A 17,197-nucleotide genomic window follows, 5' to 3' on the forward strand; every position below is an offset into this window, starting at 1 on the left:
CCCCGCCGGATGGCGGGGGGCCTTCTGCATTCCGGCCGTCGTGGGTCGAGGTGATCTCGCTCAGTTGACCGCGCGGGCGCGCAGGGCGCGGGCGAGGTCGTCGCGCCCCTCCCTCACGTAACGCAGCGCCGCCGCCGGGGCCCGGTTGTCGGCGAGCCAGGCATCGACACGATCGAGCGTGTCCTGCGAAGGGTTGGCGAGGGGGAACAAGTAGATCAGCGCGATCTGGCCGATCCACACGCCCTGCTCGTCGATGATCGTCTCGGCCATCTCCAGGTAGCGCTCGACGTACGGAGCCAGCAGCTCGCCCTGTCCATGGACCTGGAAGGACGCCGCGATGCTGCGCCGGGTCTCGTTCGGGGTCGCCGTGTCGACCGCGACCTTCTGCCAGGCATCCTCCTTGGCCTCGGCGACCGGACGGATCGCCAGCGCTCCAGCGCCGCGCTCGCGGCCGGAGTTCGTCGGATCGCGGTCGATCTCCGCGGCGATCGCGGTCTCGTCGAGCGCCCCGAGGCGGGCGAGAGCGGTCACGAAGGTCCACCGCAGGTCGGTGTCGACAGTGAGCCCGTCGATGCCGTCATGGAGCAGCTCGCGGACACGGTCCGGGGTCCTGGCGGCAGCCGCGAGCGCGCGGGCGAAGGCGAGCTGGTGATCGGTGCCAGGCTCCGCGGAGGTCAGCAGCGCCCACAGCCCCTCCTCCCAGGTGCGCGACAGCTCCTCGCGCCGTGCGTCGGAGGTGAAGGAGGAGACCGCGGTGGTGCCCTGGCGCAGCAGCGAGCCGACCGCGGTCAGATCGCTCTCGGTGCCGACCCCGGACAGCACCAGCCGCACGAAGTCGGCCGAGCCGAGCTCGGCGTCGCGGGTCATGTCCCACGCCGCGCCCCAGCACAGCGCACGGGCCAGCGAGTCGTCGATGGCCCCGATGCCGCCGAGGAGGGTCGCGAACGAGCGCTCGTCGAGGCGGATCTTGGCATAGGTGAGATCGGCGTCGTTCAACAGCACGAGATCCGGCTGAGGCTTGCCGACGAGCTCAGGGATCTCGGTCAGCTCGCCGGAGACGTCCACCTCGACGGCGTCGGTGCGCACGATGGCACCGTCGACATCGTCATACAGTCCGATCCCGATGCGGTGACGGCGCAGCGTCGGGAAGTCCGCGTGGGCCGACTGCTCCACCGCGAACGAGGTGAACCGGCCCTCGGCATCGGTCTCGAAGCGGGCGCGCAAGGTGTTGACGCCCGAGGTCTGCAGCCACTCGGCCGACCAGGAGTCCAGCTCGCGTCCGGAGGCGGCCTCCAGCTCGACGAGCAGATCGCGCAGCTCGGTATTGCCGTACGCGTGCTTGGCGAAGTACGCGCGCAGGCCGGCGAAGAAGTCCTCCTCGCCCACCCAGGCGACCAACTGCTTGAGCGCGGAGGCGCCCTTGGCGTAGGTGATGCCGTCGAAGTTCGCCTCGACGGCGTGCAGGTCGTAGTTGTCCGCCGCGATCGGGTGGGTCGAGGGCAGCTGATCCTGCCGGTAGGCCCAGTTCTTGCGGGCATTGGTGAAGCCCGTCCAGGCATCGGTGAAGCGGGTCGCGTTGACCTGTGCGTGATGCGAGGCGAACTCGGCGAAGGACTCGTTGAGCCAGAGATCGTCCCACCACTTCATCGTCACGAGATCGCCGAACCACATGTGGGCCATCTCGTGCAGGATCGTGTTGGCGCGCTGCTCGTAGGCGGCGACCGTCTGGCGGCTGCGGAAGATCAGCTCGTCGCGGAAGGTCACACAGCCCGCGTTCTCCATCGCGCCCATATTGTACTCGGGCACGAAGAGCTGGTCGTACTTGCCGAACGGGTACCCCATCTCGAAGGCCCGCTCGAAGAAGGCGAAGCCCTGACGGGTGACCTCGATGATGTCATCGGCGTCGAGGAACTCGACGAGCGACTGACGGCAGAAGACGCCGAGGGGGATCTCGCCGTGCTCACCGGCGTAGGTGTCGCGCACGACGTGGTACTCGCCGGCGACGAGCGCTGTGATGTAGGTCGACATGCGCGCGGTGGGCGCGAAGTGCCAGACGGCGACGCCCTCGCGGACGGCCTCCGGCTCGGGTGTGGGGGAGTTGCTCACGACCTGCCAGTGCTCGGGAGCCGTGACGTGGAAGGTGAACTCGGCCTTGAGGTCCGGCTGCTCGAAGGTCGCGAAGACCCGCCGGGCGTCCGGTACCTCGAACTGCGTGTAGAGGTAGACGCGCTCGTCGGTCGGGTCGACGAAGCGGTGCAGACCCTCGCCGGAATGCGAGTAGGCGCAGGTCGCCTCGACCGTCACCTCGTTCTCGGCGGCGAGGCCGTCGAGCGGGATCCTGCTGTCGGCGTAGAGCGCGGGGTCCAGGCTGGTGCCGTTGAGGGTGATCGCGCTGATCTCACCGTCGACCAGATCGAGGAAGGTCGAGGCCCCCTCGGTCGCGGTGAACCGGATCGTCGTGGTGGAGCCGAAGCGTTCGCTCGAGTCGAGGGTCAGGTCGAGCGCGACATCGTAGGTCTGGGTCTGGACCACCGATGCGCGGGCGCGGGCTTCTTCGCGGGTGAGATTGGTGCCGGGCATACCCCTACTCTCGCACCAACACCACTGCGCGGCCCCGCAGGGTGACGGCGTATCGGGCAGGATGGTGGACGTGGAGATCGGGTTCGCGACCTCGGAGCGCTCGACCGTCGGCATCGAGTGGGAGCTGGCGCTCGTCGACGCGGACTCCGGTGATCTGCGCCAAGTCGCGCAGACGGTGCTCGATGCCCTCGCGGGCCCGGACGGCCGGGAGCACCCCAATGTCAAACAGGAGCTGCTGCTCAACACGGTGGAGATCGTCACGGATGTCTGTCACACCGTCGGCGAGGCGACCGCGGATCTGGGCCGCAGCCTCGAGCTGCTGCGTCCGATCCTCGACCCGCTGCGGGTCGAGCTGATGTGCGCGGGCACGCACCCGTTCGCCCGCTGGACCCAGCAGAAGGTGACCGACAAGCAGCGGTACGCCACCCTCATCGACCGCACGCAGTGGTGGGGGCGCCAGATGCTCATCTACGGCGTGCACATTCACGTCGGCATCGAGGACCGTGACAAGGTCCTGCCGATCAGTCGCGCGCTCATGGCCTATTACGGACATCTGCAGGCGCTCAGCGCATCCTCTCCCTTCTGGGGCGGTGAGGACACCGGGTACGCCTCGAACCGCGCGCTGATGTTCCAACAGCTGCCGACGGCAGGCCTCCCCTTCGGCTTCGACGAGTGGCCGCAGCTGGAGCGCTATGTCGACGACATGCTGAAGACCGGGGTCATCGACATCTTCGAGGAGATCCGGTGGGATATCCGGCCCTCGCCGAAGTTCGGGACCATCGAGGTCCGGGTCTGCGACGGCATCCCGACGATCGCGGAGCTCGGTGCCATCGCGGCGCTCACCCAGTGCCTCGTCGAGCACTACTCGCGCGAGCTGGACGCAGGGCGGCCGACGCCCACCCTGCCGTCGTGGTTCGCGCAGGAGAACAAGTGGCGTTCCGCGCGCTACGGCATGGACACGATCCTGATCCTCGACGAGGACGGCGATGAGGATCTCGTGACCACCGATCTGACCGAGCGCGTGCTGCCGATGCTGGAGCCCGTCGCCGAGGATCTCGGGTGCGCCACCGAACTCTCGGGAGTGCGCGCCATCATGGAGTCGGGGGCGTCCTATCAACGCCAGCGCCAGGTCGCCGCGCGCGGTGGCGGTGCCTTGGACGCCGTCGTCCGATCGCTCGTCGCGGAGATGCGCGCGGGCCGACCTGTGGAGGTAGAGCTGTGACCGAACAACGCGAGACCGTGGATTTCTGGTTCGACCCGCTGTGCCCGTGGGCGTGGATGACATCGCGCTGGATGCTCGAGGTGGAGCAGGTGCGCGATGTTCACACCCGGTTCCACATCATGAGCCTCGCCGTGCTCAACGAGGACAAGGACATCCCGGAGGACTACCGGGAGATGCTCAAGACCGCGATGGGGCCGGTGCGCGTCTGCCAGGCGGCCGCCGACCAGTCCGGCCCGGAGATCCTGCGCGATCTCTACACGGCACTCGGAAACCGGCGGCATCCCGGCGGTCGCGACTACGATCGCGAGGTCTTCGTCGAGGCGCTGGAGGAGGTCGGCCTGCCCGCGTCGCTCGCCGATGCTGCCGACGACCCGCAGTACGACGACGCGATCCGCGCGTCCCACGCCGAGGGCATCGGGCTGGTGGGCGAGGAGGTCGGCACACCGGTCATCGCGATCGCGGGAGTCGCCTTCTTCGGCCCGGTCCTGAGCCCCGCGCCCACGGGCGAGGATGCCGGCAAGGTCTGGGACGGCGCTCGGCTGCTCGCCGGCTACGAGGGCTTCTTCGAGCTCAAGCGCACTCGGACCCGCGACCCCATCTTCGACTGATCCCGCGGGCACCCGGTGGCGGCGGTAGCTGATCAACCTCTCGTCCCCGGTGGCGGTAGCTGATCAACGTTATCGGGGACGGATGGGGTTGATGGCCTACCTCCACCGGGGGTGACGGTCACGGATGGTTGAGATACTCGCGCCATGGCCCTGCACCCCCAAGCCCGCCGGATGCTCTCCGAGCTGGGCGAGCCGACCGACCCGGCCGAGATCGACCTCGTGGAGCAGCGCCGACAGGCACGTGCGGCTGCTCTCGCCGCCCGCTCCGAGAGTGTGCGCATCGACCATGTCGATGATCTCGACGCCGATGGCGTGCCGGTCCGTCTCTACCGTCCGCGCGGCGGTGCGCCGGTCGCGCTGTACGTGCATGGCGGGGGATGGGTCATGCACGATCTGGAGACCCATGATGCGTTCTGTCGCTATCTCGCCTCCACGACCGGGTGGGCGCTGCTCGCGGTGGACTATCGCCGGGCTCCCGAGCACCCGTATCCCGCTCCGCTGGACGACGTGGTCACCGCGGCACGGTGGCTGCGACGGGAGGCCTCGGGGCACGACATGGATGCCTCCTTCCTGCCCGGCATCGGGGACTCGGCCGGCGGCAATCTCGTGGCGGGGGCCTGTGTGCGCGATCCCACGCTCCTGGACTTCCAGCTGTTGCTGTACCCGGCCACCGACCCGCGTGTGGAGCTGGACCCGGACGATGACAACGCCGCGCTCGATGCGGCCTCCATGAGATGGATGTGGAGTGCGTACGCCGAGGGAGCCTTCGACCATCCCGAGGTGGCTGTGCTCCGGGCACCCGAGCCGGGGCGTCTCCCACCCGCGATGGTCGTCACGGCGGAGCACGACGCCTTGCACGACCAGGGCGAGGCCTACGTCACGCGTCTGGCGGAGGCCGGCGTGCGGGCGACCGGCTGGCGAGCCCAGGGAATGGTGCATTCCTTCTGGCGCCAGCCCCAGACCTTCGACTCCGCGCAGGACCTCGTCGTCATGGCGGGCGCAGTGCTCGACGCCGCCGCCACACTCAACGGGTGACTGCCTCGGTCGGAGGGCGGGTTGGGATACTGGGCCCATGCGCGTTCATGTCGCGGCGGATCACGCCGGCTTCGAGCTCAAGACCCATCTGATCGCCTGGCTGACCGAGCACGGTCACGAGCCGGTGGACCACGGCGCCTTCGCCTACGATGCGGACGACGACTACCCGCCCTTCTGCGTGGCGGCCGCCGAGGCCACCGTGGCCGAGCCGGGGTCGCTCGGCCTCGTCATCGGGGGATCGGGCAATGGCGAGCAGATCGCCGCCAACAAGGTCAAGGGTGCCCGCGCGGCCCTCGCCTGGAGCGTGGAGACGGCCGAGCTGGCACGCCAGCACAACAACGCGCAGATCATCGGCATCGGAGCTCGGCAGCATAGCGTCGAGGAGGTCGAGGCCATCGTCGCCGCCTTCCTCGCGACCCCGTGGAGCGAGGCCGACCGGCACCAACGGCGTATCGACCTGCTCGCGCGCTACGAGGAGACGGGCTCGTTTGCCTGAGGGGCACACTCTCCAGCGCCTCGCCGGAGAGCTGGCCGCCGCCTTCGGGAGCCGGGTGGTCGCCTCAGGGTCGCCACAGGGGCGTTTCGTGGGGGCCGCGATGCTGGACGGCCAGACCCTGGATCACGCCGAGGCGTGGGGCAAGCACCTCTTCGTCGGTTTCGTCGGGGTCGCCGAACAGGTGCACGTCCATCTGGGCCTCTACGGGTCCTTCCGCTTCGCCCCCGGCGTGCCGATGGTCACCGGACAGGTGCGGTGGAGGCTCAGCGACGGCAGCATGACCGCCGATCTGCGCGGTCCCACCGCGTGTGAGGCGCTCACCCCGGACGAGGTCGCGGTGATCCTCGATCGCCTCGGCCCCGATCCGCTGCGCGGTGACGCCGATCGGGACGCCTTCGTGGCTCGGGTGCTGCGGTCGAGGGCGGCCATCGCGACGCTGCTGATGGACCAGTCGGTCATCGCGGGCGTCGGCAATGTGTACCGGGCCGAGGTCCTCTTCCGCCACGGCATCGACCCGCTCACCCCGGGACGGTCGCTCTCGGTACTTGCTCTCGAGGCGATCTGGGCCGATCTCGTGCTGCTCATGCGCGAGGGGGTGCGGACCGGCCGGATCGACACGGTGCGGCCCGAGCACGAGCCGGAGGCGATGGGCCGCCCGCCGCGCCAGGACGATCACGGTGGCGAGGTCTACGTGTATCGACGCGACGGCCAGCCGTGCTGGATCTGCGGCGAGTCGGTGCTCACCCGAGTCGTGGGGGCCCGGAACCTGTTCTGGTGTCCGAGGTGTCAGCCTTCCGGCGATGGCGCGCGGTAGATTGCCAGCATGCCGAAGATCCAGGGACGTACCCTCACGGAGCACCGTGCTCGCGTGCGCCGACAGGTCTTCGAGGCCTTCGCCGAGCTGGTGGCCGATCGTCCCTACGATCAGGTGACCCTGGCGGAGATCGCGAGCGCGGCCGGAGTGAGCCGGACGGCGATCTACAACCACTTCCCCGACAAGGAGTCGATCGTTCTGGCCTTCGCGGCCGATGAGACCGATCGCTATCTCGAGGAGCTCGACGATGCGCTCGACGGCGTGGAGGACCCGATAGCCGGACTGCGCATCTACGTCGAGCATCACCTGCGGATGCGCCAGTCCTTGCATTTCGGTCTCGGACCGGCGCTCTACGGCGTGCTCTCTGCCGATTCGATGGTGGAGATCCGCAAGCATGTGCGGCTCGTGGAGCGGGCGGTGCGCGCGCTGCTGCACCAGGGGATGGCCGCGGGGGTCTTCCAGGTGGAGGATGTCGATACCACCATCGCGCTCATTCACGCGACCCTCCAGGTGGGTCCCGCGGTCGAGGCCGACGCAGCGGCCTCCTTCGTGCTGCGCGCCGTCGGCGTCCGCTGAGCGGCCACGGGTCTGGTGCTGAGGTTAGGCATACCATACAATCGTCGCGTAAGCTGACATGCTGTTGCTATTGACATGACGGAATGTCAGATTAATATGACGTAGTGTCAGTTAATCTTTCGAGGACTCCGGAGACGCCATGACCCTCACCGCGACCGAATCGCTGTCGACCCTGTTGCGCGACGGATCGAAGGCCGAACACACCTCGGCCGAGGGATCGTCCTTCATGTCGGTCATGTTGGAGGGACGGATCAGCCCGGAGGGCTACACCGCCTACCTGCTGCGTCTCCAGCGCGTCTACGCGGCCCTCGAGTCGGTCGCGCGCCGGCTCGCGGACGACCCGATCGCGAGTGCCGTGATCGACCCGGCGCTCGAGCGCAGCGCCTCTCTCGCGGCCGACCTGGACCACTGGGCCGGGGCCGGCTGGCGCGAGATCGTGGTCGAGTCCCCGGCGACGGAGCGCTATGTCGAGCGCGTCGAGGCGTCGGCGAGCTGGGGCGGTCTCTTCGTTGCGCACCACTACACGCGTTACCTCGGTGACCTCTCGGGCGGCCAGGCCATCGGGCGCATCCTGGGACGCGCCTACGAGTTGGAGACCACTGCGGGCGTGGAGTTCTACGCCTTCGATGAGATCCCCAAGCCCAAGCCCTATAAGGACGCCTACCGGGCGCGGCTCGATGCACTGTCTCTCGACAGTGCGGAGCAGCAGCGCATTCTCGACGAGGTCAAGGTCGTCTTCGGCCTCAACGAGGCGATCTTCTCCGAGCTCTCGGCTGACCTCGATCGCTGGTCCCGATGATCCGAGCACGTCCACGAGGACGATACGGACGCTAGAGTTCGTGCGTGGGCAAGATCGAGGGGACCTGGCGGGCGTCGTTGCGTCATGCCGACGACCGCATCGCCGCCTGGCGCGTCGGTAGCGCGCAGGGCCAGTCGGGAGTGCTCTCGCTGCTCATCGCGGCGACCGTGTTGATCTTCTTCGCATCGGTCGCCTGGTATCACATCTTCCCGGCGGTCTCCTTCCTCGTGCCGATCGTGGTCGGCGGGCTCCTGCTCAGGTGGAAGCCACTCGCCACGCTCACAGCGGTGGCGCTCATCGGAGCTGTCGCGGCGGCGGCGATGGAGACGGAGCGTTCGGGTTTCGCCACCGGGCGGATCGCGACGGTAGCGATCGTCGTCCTGGTCGCTCTCCTGCAGTTGTACGTGGCGCGGATCAACCGCAGTGAGCTGCCCGCTCCGCTGGGTCAGCACATGCTGGCCGAGTTGCGTGACCGGCTCCTCGCTCAGGGCCATGTGCCGGAGTTGCCGGCGGGGTGGCGCGCAGAGCAGCAGATCCGCTCGGCGGGAGGTACCAGCTATGCCGGTGACTTCGTGGTCGCCGATCTGTCGCCGGACGGACGTCGGCTGGAGCTCATCCTCGTCGACCTCTGGGGCAAGGGGGTCGAGGCGGGCACCAAGTCGCTGCAGGTAGCCGGGGCTCTCGGTGGGCTCATCGGGTCCCTTCCGCCGCTGGGCCTCGTGGCCGCGGCGAACGACTATCTGCTGCGGCAGCGCTGGAACGACGGCTTCGCGACGGCCGCCTACGTCATCATCGACCTGTCGACGGGTCGCTACTCGATCGTCAATGCGGGGCATCCGCCCGCGCTGCGGTGGTGCTCGCGCACCAATCTCTGGCGCGTGGACGAGGCGACCGGCATGGCGCTCGGGGTCACGTCTCGACCGGAGTTCTCACCGAGCGAGGGCGTGCTCGAGCCGGGTGAGGCGCTGATGCTGTACACCGATGGCGTGGTCGAGACACGCCACCGCGATATCGCGGGTGGGATCGCCTGGCTCCAGGACACCGCCCGCGAGGCCATCCGCCAAGGCTTCCCGGGAGCCGCGGGACGCGTGCTCGATCGCGTGCCGACTCGCGATGACGATCGAGCGCTGCTCATGGTCGAACGCCTGTCCGCGCGCTGATCCCTCGCGTCAGAGAACCGCGATCAGCACCAGGAGAGTGAGCACGAGGACGATCCCGCCGAGGATGCCGAAGACGCCGGCGAGGCCGGGACGCTTCTGTGGCTCGGTGCCGATCGCCCCACGCGAGAACTGGTGGTACGGCGGGGCATAGAACACCGGAACGGAGCCGTGCGCGGGGACCTCGACATCGATACTGGCCTTGCCGTAGGTGAGCATCCACTGGCAGTCGACCTCGATGAAGGCGCGTCCCGGGGGCATCGCCAGCCGGTTGGCGCCGTAGGCGACGCGCATCGGATACCCGTTGACGCGCACCGAAGGCGTGACCGGGGTGGCGGTGACCGCCGACCCTTGCAGGGTCAGCTCGATGAAGCCGGTCGGCGCCGGGGCGGAGGGATCGGACATGACTCCGCAGCGTGGCAGCGATCGGCCTCGGGCACAAGCAGCCGCGCGGTGACGGGGTGAATCTGCGGGTGAGATGTGCCGTCTTGAGCGAGTGGGCGGCACCTGCCGTGGCATCGTCGGAGCCGGCGTCGAGGGAGGCCGAGGGAGAGAGCCATGACGATCGTGCTGGTGGGACTGGCCGTCTTGCTGTCAGTCAACCTCATGGTGTTGCTCGTCCTGGTGCTGCGTTACCGGCGCGAGAACCGACGCTCGTCCTAAGACACCATCCCCTCGGTGCGACCCGATGATCCGGTGTGGTGTTGACTGGCATCCACACCGTCCTCACCCGCGCTGCACCGGAGTCACATGGAGATCAAGTTGCTCGTCCCGACGGTGTTCGCCGCGGTGGCCATGGTGGCGATCGCCTGGACCAACTGGGGTCGCTCCTGGAGGGTGCGGGCTCGGGCCGAGGGAGCTGCGCCGGGCCGGATCGTGGCCGCGACGGTGGTGATCAACCCCAAGCCGATCGCCCGCGCCGATCCGCATCCCACGACGGTGACGCTGCACATCGAGCACGGCGACGACGAGACCTTCTCGACGACCACTAGCTCACGTCACCTGCCGGTGCGCGTGGCCAGGCGCGTCGTCGGGTTCGCGCACGTCTTCCACGCGCCGCGGCTGCCGGTGGCGGACCGCGACGCGGCCCTGGCCCAAGCGCGAGACGGCGGGGTCACCTTCGCGATCGAGCCGCCGATCGCGGTTACCGTCTACCGTGCCGGGAACGCTCTCACCTGGTCGTGAGCGCCGTCGTCCTGCGTTGACGTGGTGGGGAAACCGGATGGCTCGCGTGGACTCCTGAGATGACGAACCCCCGCTCGGCGGTGCCGAACGGGGGAGGTGGAGCGGAAGACGGGACTCGAACCCGCAACATTCTGCTTGGAAGGCAGAGACTCCGCCGACAGAGCCACAGCCGGGGCGGTTCAGTCAGATCCTCGACCCCATTGCAGAGAAGAGCGTGATCAAGGCGTTCGCGCCGCCGATGATCACCGCAGCGACCAGCGACCACATTGCTCCGGTCTTACCCATGTCGGCCATACGGCCGTTCTTCGCGACGCTGCCTACCGCCATGACGATCGCGCTGACCACCAGCCCGATCAGCGAAAACACCAACCCGAACGTCAGCAGGGCACCCCCGATCTCACGCAGCACATCCAAGCCAGGCAGCCCCGTCGTATTCGGTGACACCCCTGGGTCAGCGACAACCAGCCGAGCCGTCACATCAGACATCGCCCGTTCCCTACTATGAGCGGACGCCGCCCTCGCTGGCGGCGCCTCCTACCCACAGATGTCCCCAACGCCGGGCACAGGGGTGACTGCGACGAACGAGCAGTCGAGTACCCTACAGGGACAAAAGAGGATTGATGTGCGCTGAAACGGCCCACGAAAGTAATCACCCGCCATCCGCGCTCGGACGGCGGGTGATTACTTGGTCGCGGCGATAGCGAAGCAGGTAGGAGAATGCCCATCACGACATGAAGCGAGCAGAATGGGCGGAGTTCGAGAAGCCAATGTCGCAGACGAGGTGCGACGTCGGGTGGACAGGCACCTGAGTTCAACACCGGGTGGGAAAGCCGTACGTAGGTCCTGGGCGGTCTTGAGATCGCACCGTCAGTACCAAGAGTTTGCCCGGCAACGAGACCTTGGGCTCTGCACCAGAACTGTCACCCATCGCTGCGCTGGTCGCCGGTGACGTCCTGGGATCAGCGACTATCGGGCGAGCCGTCACGCCAGTTCCAGCCGTGAGCGGACACCTCGATGGCAGCAGCACCTCCTACCCGCAGATGTCTACAGCGCTGGACACGGCAGATCCTTGCCGGGCACAAGGCGACTTTCTCGACAGATCTGGGGGACTGTCGAGAAAGCCGCCGGCCTACAGTGTGTTCCTGAGCCGCCTTGGGCGATGCTGCCGGCTCACGAACACTTGAGGTCAGTAGTTCACCGCGCCAGTGAAACTAGTCCAGCTATCGATCGCGGGGTTGCCACACCAGCCACCGTGGTTCTTGGCCGCCATCCGGAAGTAGGTAGGCGCGTAGTAACCCCAGGCTTTGGTGGTTCCATAGCTTGCGTTTCCGATCTTTAGTGGCCACGTGACCCAGCCGGTGACCCAGTTGCCGTTCGGGGCGTACGTAGCGAAGCCGAAGTTACCCCCAGCGCTGCACGACTCGTTTGTTGTATCGAGTCTGGCGCTCATTGGGAACGTCGCCACTCCGTGGAAGCGGGTGGTGCCGTAGTACGTCACAAGGTTGGCGTCTACGGTACCGCTGATCGGTGAACTAGCGGCGTAGCTGGGTTTCTCGACCGCCACGACGAGTCCAAAGGCCAGAATCGATCCGACCAAGAATCCGACAATCTTTGCCCCAATACTGGGGGAGTTGCTAGTAAACATAAGGTCACCTAAAGACTATGCTGATGCTTGCAGATATGAATTCAGAGTCGAGTCCAAGGAAAGGGCTATCGGCCCGTCGCAGACGGGTCTTAGCTTCGTTCGACTCGGCGAAAAGTGTGGACTACTCCTGCGCGGAATTGCCGGGGTAGCACATGTCCATCAAGGACTGCATCGGCCCGGTGTCACCGTCGAGCGCCGGCTCCAAGATGGTCTTTTCCCACTGCTTCCCGGGGTCGACCACCCACTCCTTGACGGCCTCCAGGTCGTACCAGCCTCGGAGCTGTTCTCCGGCGTCGCGCACGCCCTCCTGGTCGTCGTTCGCTGCGGCGTCAAGCAGCTCGCCCTGCCACGCGCACAGCCACGTCTCGGCGGCCATCACATCCTCGAGTCCGTCCTCGACGTTCGCCTTCCCGGCATCGGCAGGAAGTGCTGCTCCCATCTGTGATCTCGCCTGCAGAACCTCCTGCGTCACAGTTGACTTCGGAAAGTCGCCTTCGAAGTCTTCGAGTGCCTCAGCGTAACGTTGAGGCAGTTCGGCGGAGTTGTAGAAATCTTCCTGCGTCGATTCCGCCCGTTCCGCGCCATCACCTGCGGTCGCAGGTAGGAGGCCCGCTGCGGACAGTCCGCCCGCAGCGGCTCCGAGTGCGGCAAAGGTGGCGACCGACGCCATAACCTTTCTCTTTTGTGACATTGCAATCTTCCTTTCTTGAAGCCTTAGGCTGCCGAGGGGTGCGTGAAGTGAACGACTCGGCACGATGGCTCGGCACCAGCGTTTTCCAATGCCCAGGGGCCCGTTCGGAGCTACTTGGTCCGGCCACCGAAGTTCATATTCCCCAAGGAACTAGTAGTTCAACGTCCACTTCGACGGTAGCCTCCGCTTCGCTTTGTGTCCAGGGTGCCGGGGATATTGCCGGGCCAGGTTGCGTCACGGCTGCCATCCGGTTGCGGAAGGGAGACTGGGTCGGGCGAACGGCGCCGTGCCGCTTGAGCCCCATGTGCGTGCCCTGACGGTTCGCGATCTGGCCTGCTTGCTAATCCGGGCGCTGGGCAGAGCGGACGATGGACATCCAGTTAAGCGGACGGTACCGTCGCGCTGAAGCGTGAGGAGTGCCGCATGGCTATACCCGTCCGATACCCCAGTCGTCGATTCTCTCGGCTGAGGAGGATGCAGGTCTCGTTGATCGCACTGATGGTCGTGCTCTTGGCTGCCTCGTTGGCTGTATCGCCGACGCCAGCGTCGGCAGAGCCCGAGAACGCGGCATCGCCCTCGGAGGACGGCGGTGGAGAGGCCGACCTGGTGCCGCAGTCGGAACGTGCAGAGATACTGGGAGAAGGGTGGGAGTCGAGCGACGACAAGATTATTGTCGGGCGTGGCGACGCCACGGGCTTTCATGTTCTGTTGGCCACCGAGAAGTCCGGATACAAATGGAAGACACTCGCTTCGTTGCGAGAGCCTAGTCTCGAGACAGATCGATGGGTCGGGAACGTCTGTTTGACAGGCGATGGCATGCACGCAGCTGTCGTATATGCCCCGCGGGGATTCACGAACGATGATGCCTTAATGGAGCGTGGCGGCTTCGCTGCCGTGGTCGCTCTTGAGGACGGTGCCGTTACGCGGTTGCCTTTCACATCGACGATGGCTTACTTCAACCCCGGATGTGGCGCAGGTACAGGAGTCGCCTTCAGTCGATTCAAGTCGACGGCGAGCGGTCAAGACGGCGCCGAGAGCGAGATCCGTGTCGTAGATGCCGCCTCTTCGCAGGAGACACTGTCCGCGAGCACAAACGGGCAGTTGACATCGGCGATTCCCGTCGAGGGCGGAGTGGTCGCCGCCGCCGCGGGATCGATCGTGCATGTCGACAGCTCCGGGGCAGTAGAGGAGCTCGCCCACGCCGATGCTGCTGTCGACAGCTTGACCTTGTCGGGTGACGGGGGCCTGGCCTTCATGGCGACCACCGAAGACGAGCGCACCATGATGGAACTGGACGACCTCTCATCGCCGTCTGAGTCCCGAGAGGTCTATCAAGGGGAAAGCGTCAAACTAAAGCCCACGGCTGACAACACACCCCTTCTCGTCGGGCCCGATCTTGAAGGTAAAAAGCTGGCGACGGACGCGCTCCAGGTTCAGACGGAGTCATCCATCGAAACCTCGTGGCGTGGGGGCGCGGTCGTCGTGGAAACGCCCACTCCGGAGCCCTATCTGGAGCCTGGGAAGCCAGAGGTCAACCCTGAGTGGGAAGACGCGATGACGCTCAAGAACTACACACCGGGCGTACCGCGGCCAATAGAACTGAGTCTCCAGATCGCGAAGACCGGAAGGACGATTGACTTCGTCATCGAGCCTGCGGTCGTGCCAGACGGTGCTGACGAGCCCACGGCCGCCGATGTGGGACCGCAGGCGTCTTCGGACACGATCGATACGGCGGCCACGTGCGCGATCCCGCGTAACGATCCGCATACGCAGGTCTATCAACCGACGCCCCGCCAGGTCGAGTGGGCCGCGAACCAGGCTGTCACCGGCAATCTGAACGTCACCCGGTCGGCGAACTGGAAAGAGGCCGGCATGCCCAGCGCATGGAGTCCACAGGGTCTGTTCCCGAGCCAGGGCTTGAGCGGCGGTGGTCGCGTGCCGACCCAGGTGATGCTGGGGATCATGGCTCAGGAGTCCAACCTCTGGCAGGCATCAGGGCATAGTCTGTCGGGGATCCCCGGCAATCCATTGATCGGAAACTACTACGGTCGAGCGATCTACGACGATGAGCCCGAAGACGATTTCGACATCGACTGGGCGGATGCGGACTGTGGATACGGCGTCTCACAGGTCACCGACGGTATGCGCAAAGGTGGCTCCTTCACCGGGACGCAGCAACGTGCCATCGCGGTCGACTACGCATCGAACATCGCTGCCGGCCTCCAGATCTTGCAAAGCAAGTGGAATGAGGCGTATGACGCCGGTGTCATTCACGACGACGGAGACCCAGCCGACCTGGAGAACTGGATCTTCGCAATCTGGGCCTACAACTCAGGCTTCCATCCGGACGAAGGCAATGGGCAACCGTGGGGGCTCGGGTGGGTGAATAACCCGGCGAACCCGATGTATCCCCCCGGCCGGGGCATGTTCGCGGCGAACCCCAACGATCCGGCGCATCCCCAGGATTGGCCGTACACGGAGAAAGTCATCGGCTTCGCCGCCTACTCCATTGCGACGCCCGACGGCCCGGGATTCCGGCCGGCCTGGTGGATATCGGACAACGACCGACAAGCCGCCCAGCCGCCGAGATTCCACTTCTGTACAGATGACAATGACTGTTATCCCGGCCAGTCGATACAGCCGAACCATCCCGATGTGAGCAATGCAAAACCAGGGCCCTGCGGACATCAAGACGGGTCTGGTCTCTATGATCTAAAGTGCTGGTGGAACCAGGAGACTTCATACCACTGGTGTGGCGGCAACTACTGCGGCAACGAGCTTTTGCGATTCAACAGTTCTTATCCTGAGCAGCCCGACGGAACTAACAATCCACCCATGTGCTCCACGGTCGGACTGCCAGCGAATGCGATCGTCGTAGATAACGTGCCAACCTCGGCTCCACCGATCAATACTTCGCAAAGACCCTGCACGCCCAACCATGTGAACTCGGGCACCTTCTCTCTGAACTTCCCAGAGGTCGCGGCAGGCAATAGCCCCGCACGCGTCGACTTCCATCAGAACGGCGCCGGTTTCGGAGGTCATGTCTGGTGGGCACACACTCGCTCAGGGCCACGATCGGGCGTCAACCTCGACGTCACCGGCACGTGGAACTTCGACACAACGCTGAACCAATGGGGCCGAGTTTTGGTTCACATCCCCGACTATGCCGCCCATACCCAACAGGCAAAGTACGTCATCGATAACGGAGCAGGCGTGAAGAAAGAGCGCTACGCCTTGCAACGCACCCGCGAACATCGCTGGGTCTCGCTTGGTGTCATGCAGTTCAACGGCAAACCCAAGATCAGTCTATCCAGCCGCACACACGACGGAGACGGTGTCGATGACATCGCCTGGGACGCCGTAGCCATCCAGCCGTTGGCGGTCAAACCCCAACACTTCGTCGTCGCCCTAGGAGACTCATTCAGCTCCGGCGAAGGCGCCTCCACGAACGGAGGAGGCTACTACTATCCGGAAACCGACTACGGAGGCGAGCTGGCTAATAACGCTGGCAGGAATGCCTGTCATCGATCGACAGCCGCATGGCCCAGAGTGACCAAGGTTTCCGACCGCAACCTGGGGCTTGGTACCCGCTCAGACACGTGGGATGCGAACCTTGACTTCCAATTCCACGCCTGCTCAGGCGCGAAAACACATAATATCAACGCGCTACATTCCACCGCCTCGCCGGCTCAGAACGCTCTCGGGGAGTATCCCGCTGGCCAGTTCGGCGAAGTCACGCAGATAGACAAGGGCTATCTCGATGAGAACACAACCCTCGTGATGCTGTCAGTTGGTGGCAACGACGCTCGTTTCTCGGACGTGATCAAGATGTGCATTACGGGTATTGCGTCATGCCATCAGGATTGGTTCGAGGCTGGTCAGCCGGTTCTTGCCGAGGCAGTCCCGGACCTCATCGAGAACGGAGTCAAGGACTCGCTGACTCAAACGCTCCGACAAATTAACCAAAGAGCACCGAACGCTAAAATTATGCTCATGGGATATCCGCCACTTCTGTCCGGCACCTGCGTCAGCGGTATTAGTGGTCAAGAAATGAACTGGTTGAACGACGTGGCAACGAACGTCATGACGCCCATGATGGAAGGTGTGGTTACCAGCTTGCAAACGGTCTACGGTATTGATGTCACTTATGCTGACCCGACGGGAGTGTTCAGTGGTAAGGCGATATGTGGAACGCCTGAATTAATCCACGGTATTAATGCTGATATTACACCAGGTGACAAGCCGCCCGCGTTGGGACTTTTCCCGCCGTCAACCCAATCCTTCCACCCGAAGGTCGAAGGGGCCCTGGCGTACTCTACCGTCGCAACTAGCACCCTGGCAGCGATGGGCTTCTAGCCTGACCGCTAGACCTACCTTAAGCTTGACGTG

15 protein-coding genes are annotated in these 17,197 nt (G+C 65.6%); 10 read left to right on the forward strand and 5 right to left on the reverse strand.

Going from position 1 to position 17,197, the window contains the following annotated elements:
- Positions 1-60: 60 nt before the first annotated feature.
- A complete protein-coding gene (pepN, locus tag JL108_RS07235) occupies positions 61-2,580 on the reverse strand; it encodes an aminopeptidase N (RefSeq protein ID WP_205197643.1) in 2,520 nt (839 codons plus the stop codon).
- 70 nt (positions 2,581-2,650) lie between these two features.
- Between pepN and JL108_RS07240 the strand changes: the two genes are divergently transcribed.
- The 8 genes from JL108_RS07240 (at position 2,651) to JL108_RS20435 (ending at position 9,290) form a co-directional block, all read left to right on the forward strand.
- Entirely contained in the window at positions 2,651-3,802 is a 1,152-nt protein-coding gene (locus JL108_RS07240) for a glutamate--cysteine ligase (RefSeq protein ID WP_221933648.1), read from the forward strand.
- Positions 3,799-4,410, forward strand: coding sequence for a DsbA family protein (locus JL108_RS07245; RefSeq protein ID WP_205197644.1), 612 nt, complete (start codon positions 3,799-3,801; stop codon positions 4,408-4,410). Before JL108_RS07240 ends, JL108_RS07245 begins: the two co-directional genes overlap by 4 nt.
- Before the next feature lie 144 nt (positions 4,411-4,554).
- The gene (locus tag JL108_RS07250; protein ID WP_205197645.1) at positions 4,555-5,445 is read left to right on the forward strand and encodes an alpha/beta hydrolase; all 891 of its coding nucleotides are present in this window, start codon (positions 4,555-4,557) and stop codon (positions 5,443-5,445) included.
- 37 nt (positions 5,446-5,482) lie between these two features.
- Positions 5,483-5,941: a ribose-5-phosphate isomerase gene (locus tag JL108_RS07255; protein ID WP_143912944.1), complete on the forward strand. Its 459-nt coding sequence runs from the start codon at positions 5,483-5,485 to the stop codon at positions 5,939-5,941.
- Positions 5,934-6,755 carry an Fpg/Nei family DNA glycosylase gene (locus JL108_RS07260; RefSeq protein WP_205197646.1) on the forward strand — a complete coding sequence of 274 codons (822 nt, stop codon included), beginning with the start codon at positions 5,934-5,936 and terminating at the stop codon, positions 6,753-6,755. Before JL108_RS07255 ends, JL108_RS07260 begins: the two co-directional genes overlap by 8 nt.
- Before the next feature lie 9 nt (positions 6,756-6,764).
- Positions 6,765-7,331, forward strand: a complete 567-nt coding sequence (locus JL108_RS07265) for a TetR/AcrR family transcriptional regulator (RefSeq protein WP_205197647.1) — start codon at positions 6,765-6,767, stop codon at positions 7,329-7,331.
- A gap of 139 nt (positions 7,332-7,470) precedes the next feature.
- On the forward strand, positions 7,471-8,130 hold the full coding sequence (locus JL108_RS07270; RefSeq protein WP_205197648.1) for a heme oxygenase (biliverdin-producing): 660 nt from the start codon (positions 7,471-7,473) through the stop codon (positions 8,128-8,130).
- A 44-nt stretch (positions 8,131-8,174) separates the two neighbouring features.
- On the forward strand, positions 8,175-9,290 hold the full coding sequence (locus tag JL108_RS20435; protein ID WP_205197649.1) for a PP2C family protein-serine/threonine phosphatase: 1,116 nt from the start codon (positions 8,175-8,177) through the stop codon (positions 9,288-9,290).
- Positions 9,291-9,299: 9 nt separating this feature from the next.
- On the opposite strand, the gene JL108_RS07280 is transcribed toward JL108_RS20435, so the two are convergent.
- Entirely contained in the window at positions 9,300-9,692 is a 393-nt protein-coding gene (locus tag JL108_RS07280; protein WP_205197650.1) for a hypothetical protein, read from the reverse strand.
- Positions 9,693-10,037: 345 nt separating this feature from the next.
- Here JL108_RS07280 and JL108_RS07285 point away from each other — a divergent pair, with 345 nt between their 5' ends.
- Complete coding sequence (locus JL108_RS07285) at positions 10,038-10,472, forward strand: hypothetical protein (protein ID WP_205197651.1); 435 nt, start codon at positions 10,038-10,040, stop codon at positions 10,470-10,472.
- 183 nt (positions 10,473-10,655) lie between these two features.
- Here the strand turns inward: JL108_RS07285 and JL108_RS07290 are convergent, their stop codons facing one another.
- The 3 genes from JL108_RS07290 to JL108_RS07300 form a co-directional block, all read right to left on the reverse strand.
- Positions 10,656-10,958, reverse strand: coding sequence for a DUF6112 family protein (locus tag JL108_RS07290; RefSeq protein ID WP_205197652.1), 303 nt, complete (start codon positions 10,956-10,958; stop codon positions 10,656-10,658).
- A gap of 700 nt (positions 10,959-11,658) precedes the next feature.
- Positions 11,659-12,117, reverse strand: a complete 459-nt coding sequence (locus JL108_RS07295; RefSeq protein WP_205197653.1) for a hypothetical protein — start codon at positions 12,115-12,117, stop codon at positions 11,659-11,661.
- 121 nt (positions 12,118-12,238) lie between these two features.
- Positions 12,239-12,787: a hypothetical protein gene (locus JL108_RS07300; RefSeq protein ID WP_205197654.1), complete on the reverse strand. Its 549-nt coding sequence runs from the start codon at positions 12,785-12,787 to the stop codon at positions 12,239-12,241.
- A gap of 495 nt (positions 12,788-13,282) precedes the next feature.
- On the opposite strand from JL108_RS07300, the gene JL108_RS07305 reads away from it, so the two are divergent.
- A complete protein-coding gene (locus JL108_RS07305; RefSeq protein ID WP_205197655.1) occupies positions 13,283-17,164 on the forward strand; it encodes an SGNH/GDSL hydrolase family protein in 3,882 nt (1,293 codons plus the stop codon).
- The last annotated feature ends 33 nt before the right edge of the window (positions 17,165-17,197 follow it).

This window comes from Aeromicrobium sp. YIM 150415 (assembly GCF_016918125.1).
Lineage (GTDB): Bacteria > Actinomycetota > Actinomycetes > Propionibacteriales > Nocardioidaceae > Aeromicrobium > Aeromicrobium piscarium.

Excerpts from the sequence above, each read along its gene's own strand:
- JL108_RS07250 (WP_205197645.1), top strand. The coding sequence starts at position 4,555 with ATGGCCCTGCACCCCCAAGCCCGCCGGATGCTCTCCGAGCTGGGCGAG.
- pepN (WP_205197643.1), bottom strand. The coding sequence starts at position 2,580 with ATGCCCGGCACCAATCTCACCCGCGAAGAAGCCCGCGCCCGCGCATCG.
- JL108_RS07300 (WP_205197654.1), bottom strand. The coding sequence starts at position 12,787 with ATGGCGTCGGTCGCCACCTTTGCCGCACTCGGAGCCGCTGCGGGCGGA.
- JL108_RS07305 (WP_205197655.1), top strand. The coding sequence starts at position 13,283 with ATGCAGGTCTCGTTGATCGCACTGATGGTCGTGCTCTTGGCTGCCTCG.
- JL108_RS07285 (WP_205197651.1), top strand. The coding sequence starts at position 10,038 with ATGGAGATCAAGTTGCTCGTCCCGACGGTGTTCGCCGCGGTGGCCATG.
- JL108_RS07295 (WP_205197653.1), bottom strand. The coding sequence starts at position 12,117 with ATGTTTACTAGCAACTCCCCCAGTATTGGGGCAAAGATTGTCGGATTC.
- JL108_RS07270 (WP_205197648.1), top strand. The coding sequence starts at position 7,471 with ATGACCCTCACCGCGACCGAATCGCTGTCGACCCTGTTGCGCGACGGA.
- JL108_RS07265 (WP_205197647.1), top strand. The coding sequence starts at position 6,765 with ATGCCGAAGATCCAGGGACGTACCCTCACGGAGCACCGTGCTCGCGTG.
- JL108_RS07280 (WP_205197650.1), bottom strand. The coding sequence starts at position 9,692 with ATGTCCGATCCCTCCGCCCCGGCGCCGACCGGCTTCATCGAGCTGACC.
- JL108_RS07255 (WP_143912944.1), top strand. The coding sequence starts at position 5,483 with ATGCGCGTTCATGTCGCGGCGGATCACGCCGGCTTCGAGCTCAAGACC.
- JL108_RS07290 (WP_205197652.1), bottom strand. The coding sequence starts at position 10,958 with ATGTCTGATGTGACGGCTCGGCTGGTTGTCGCTGACCCAGGGGTGTCA.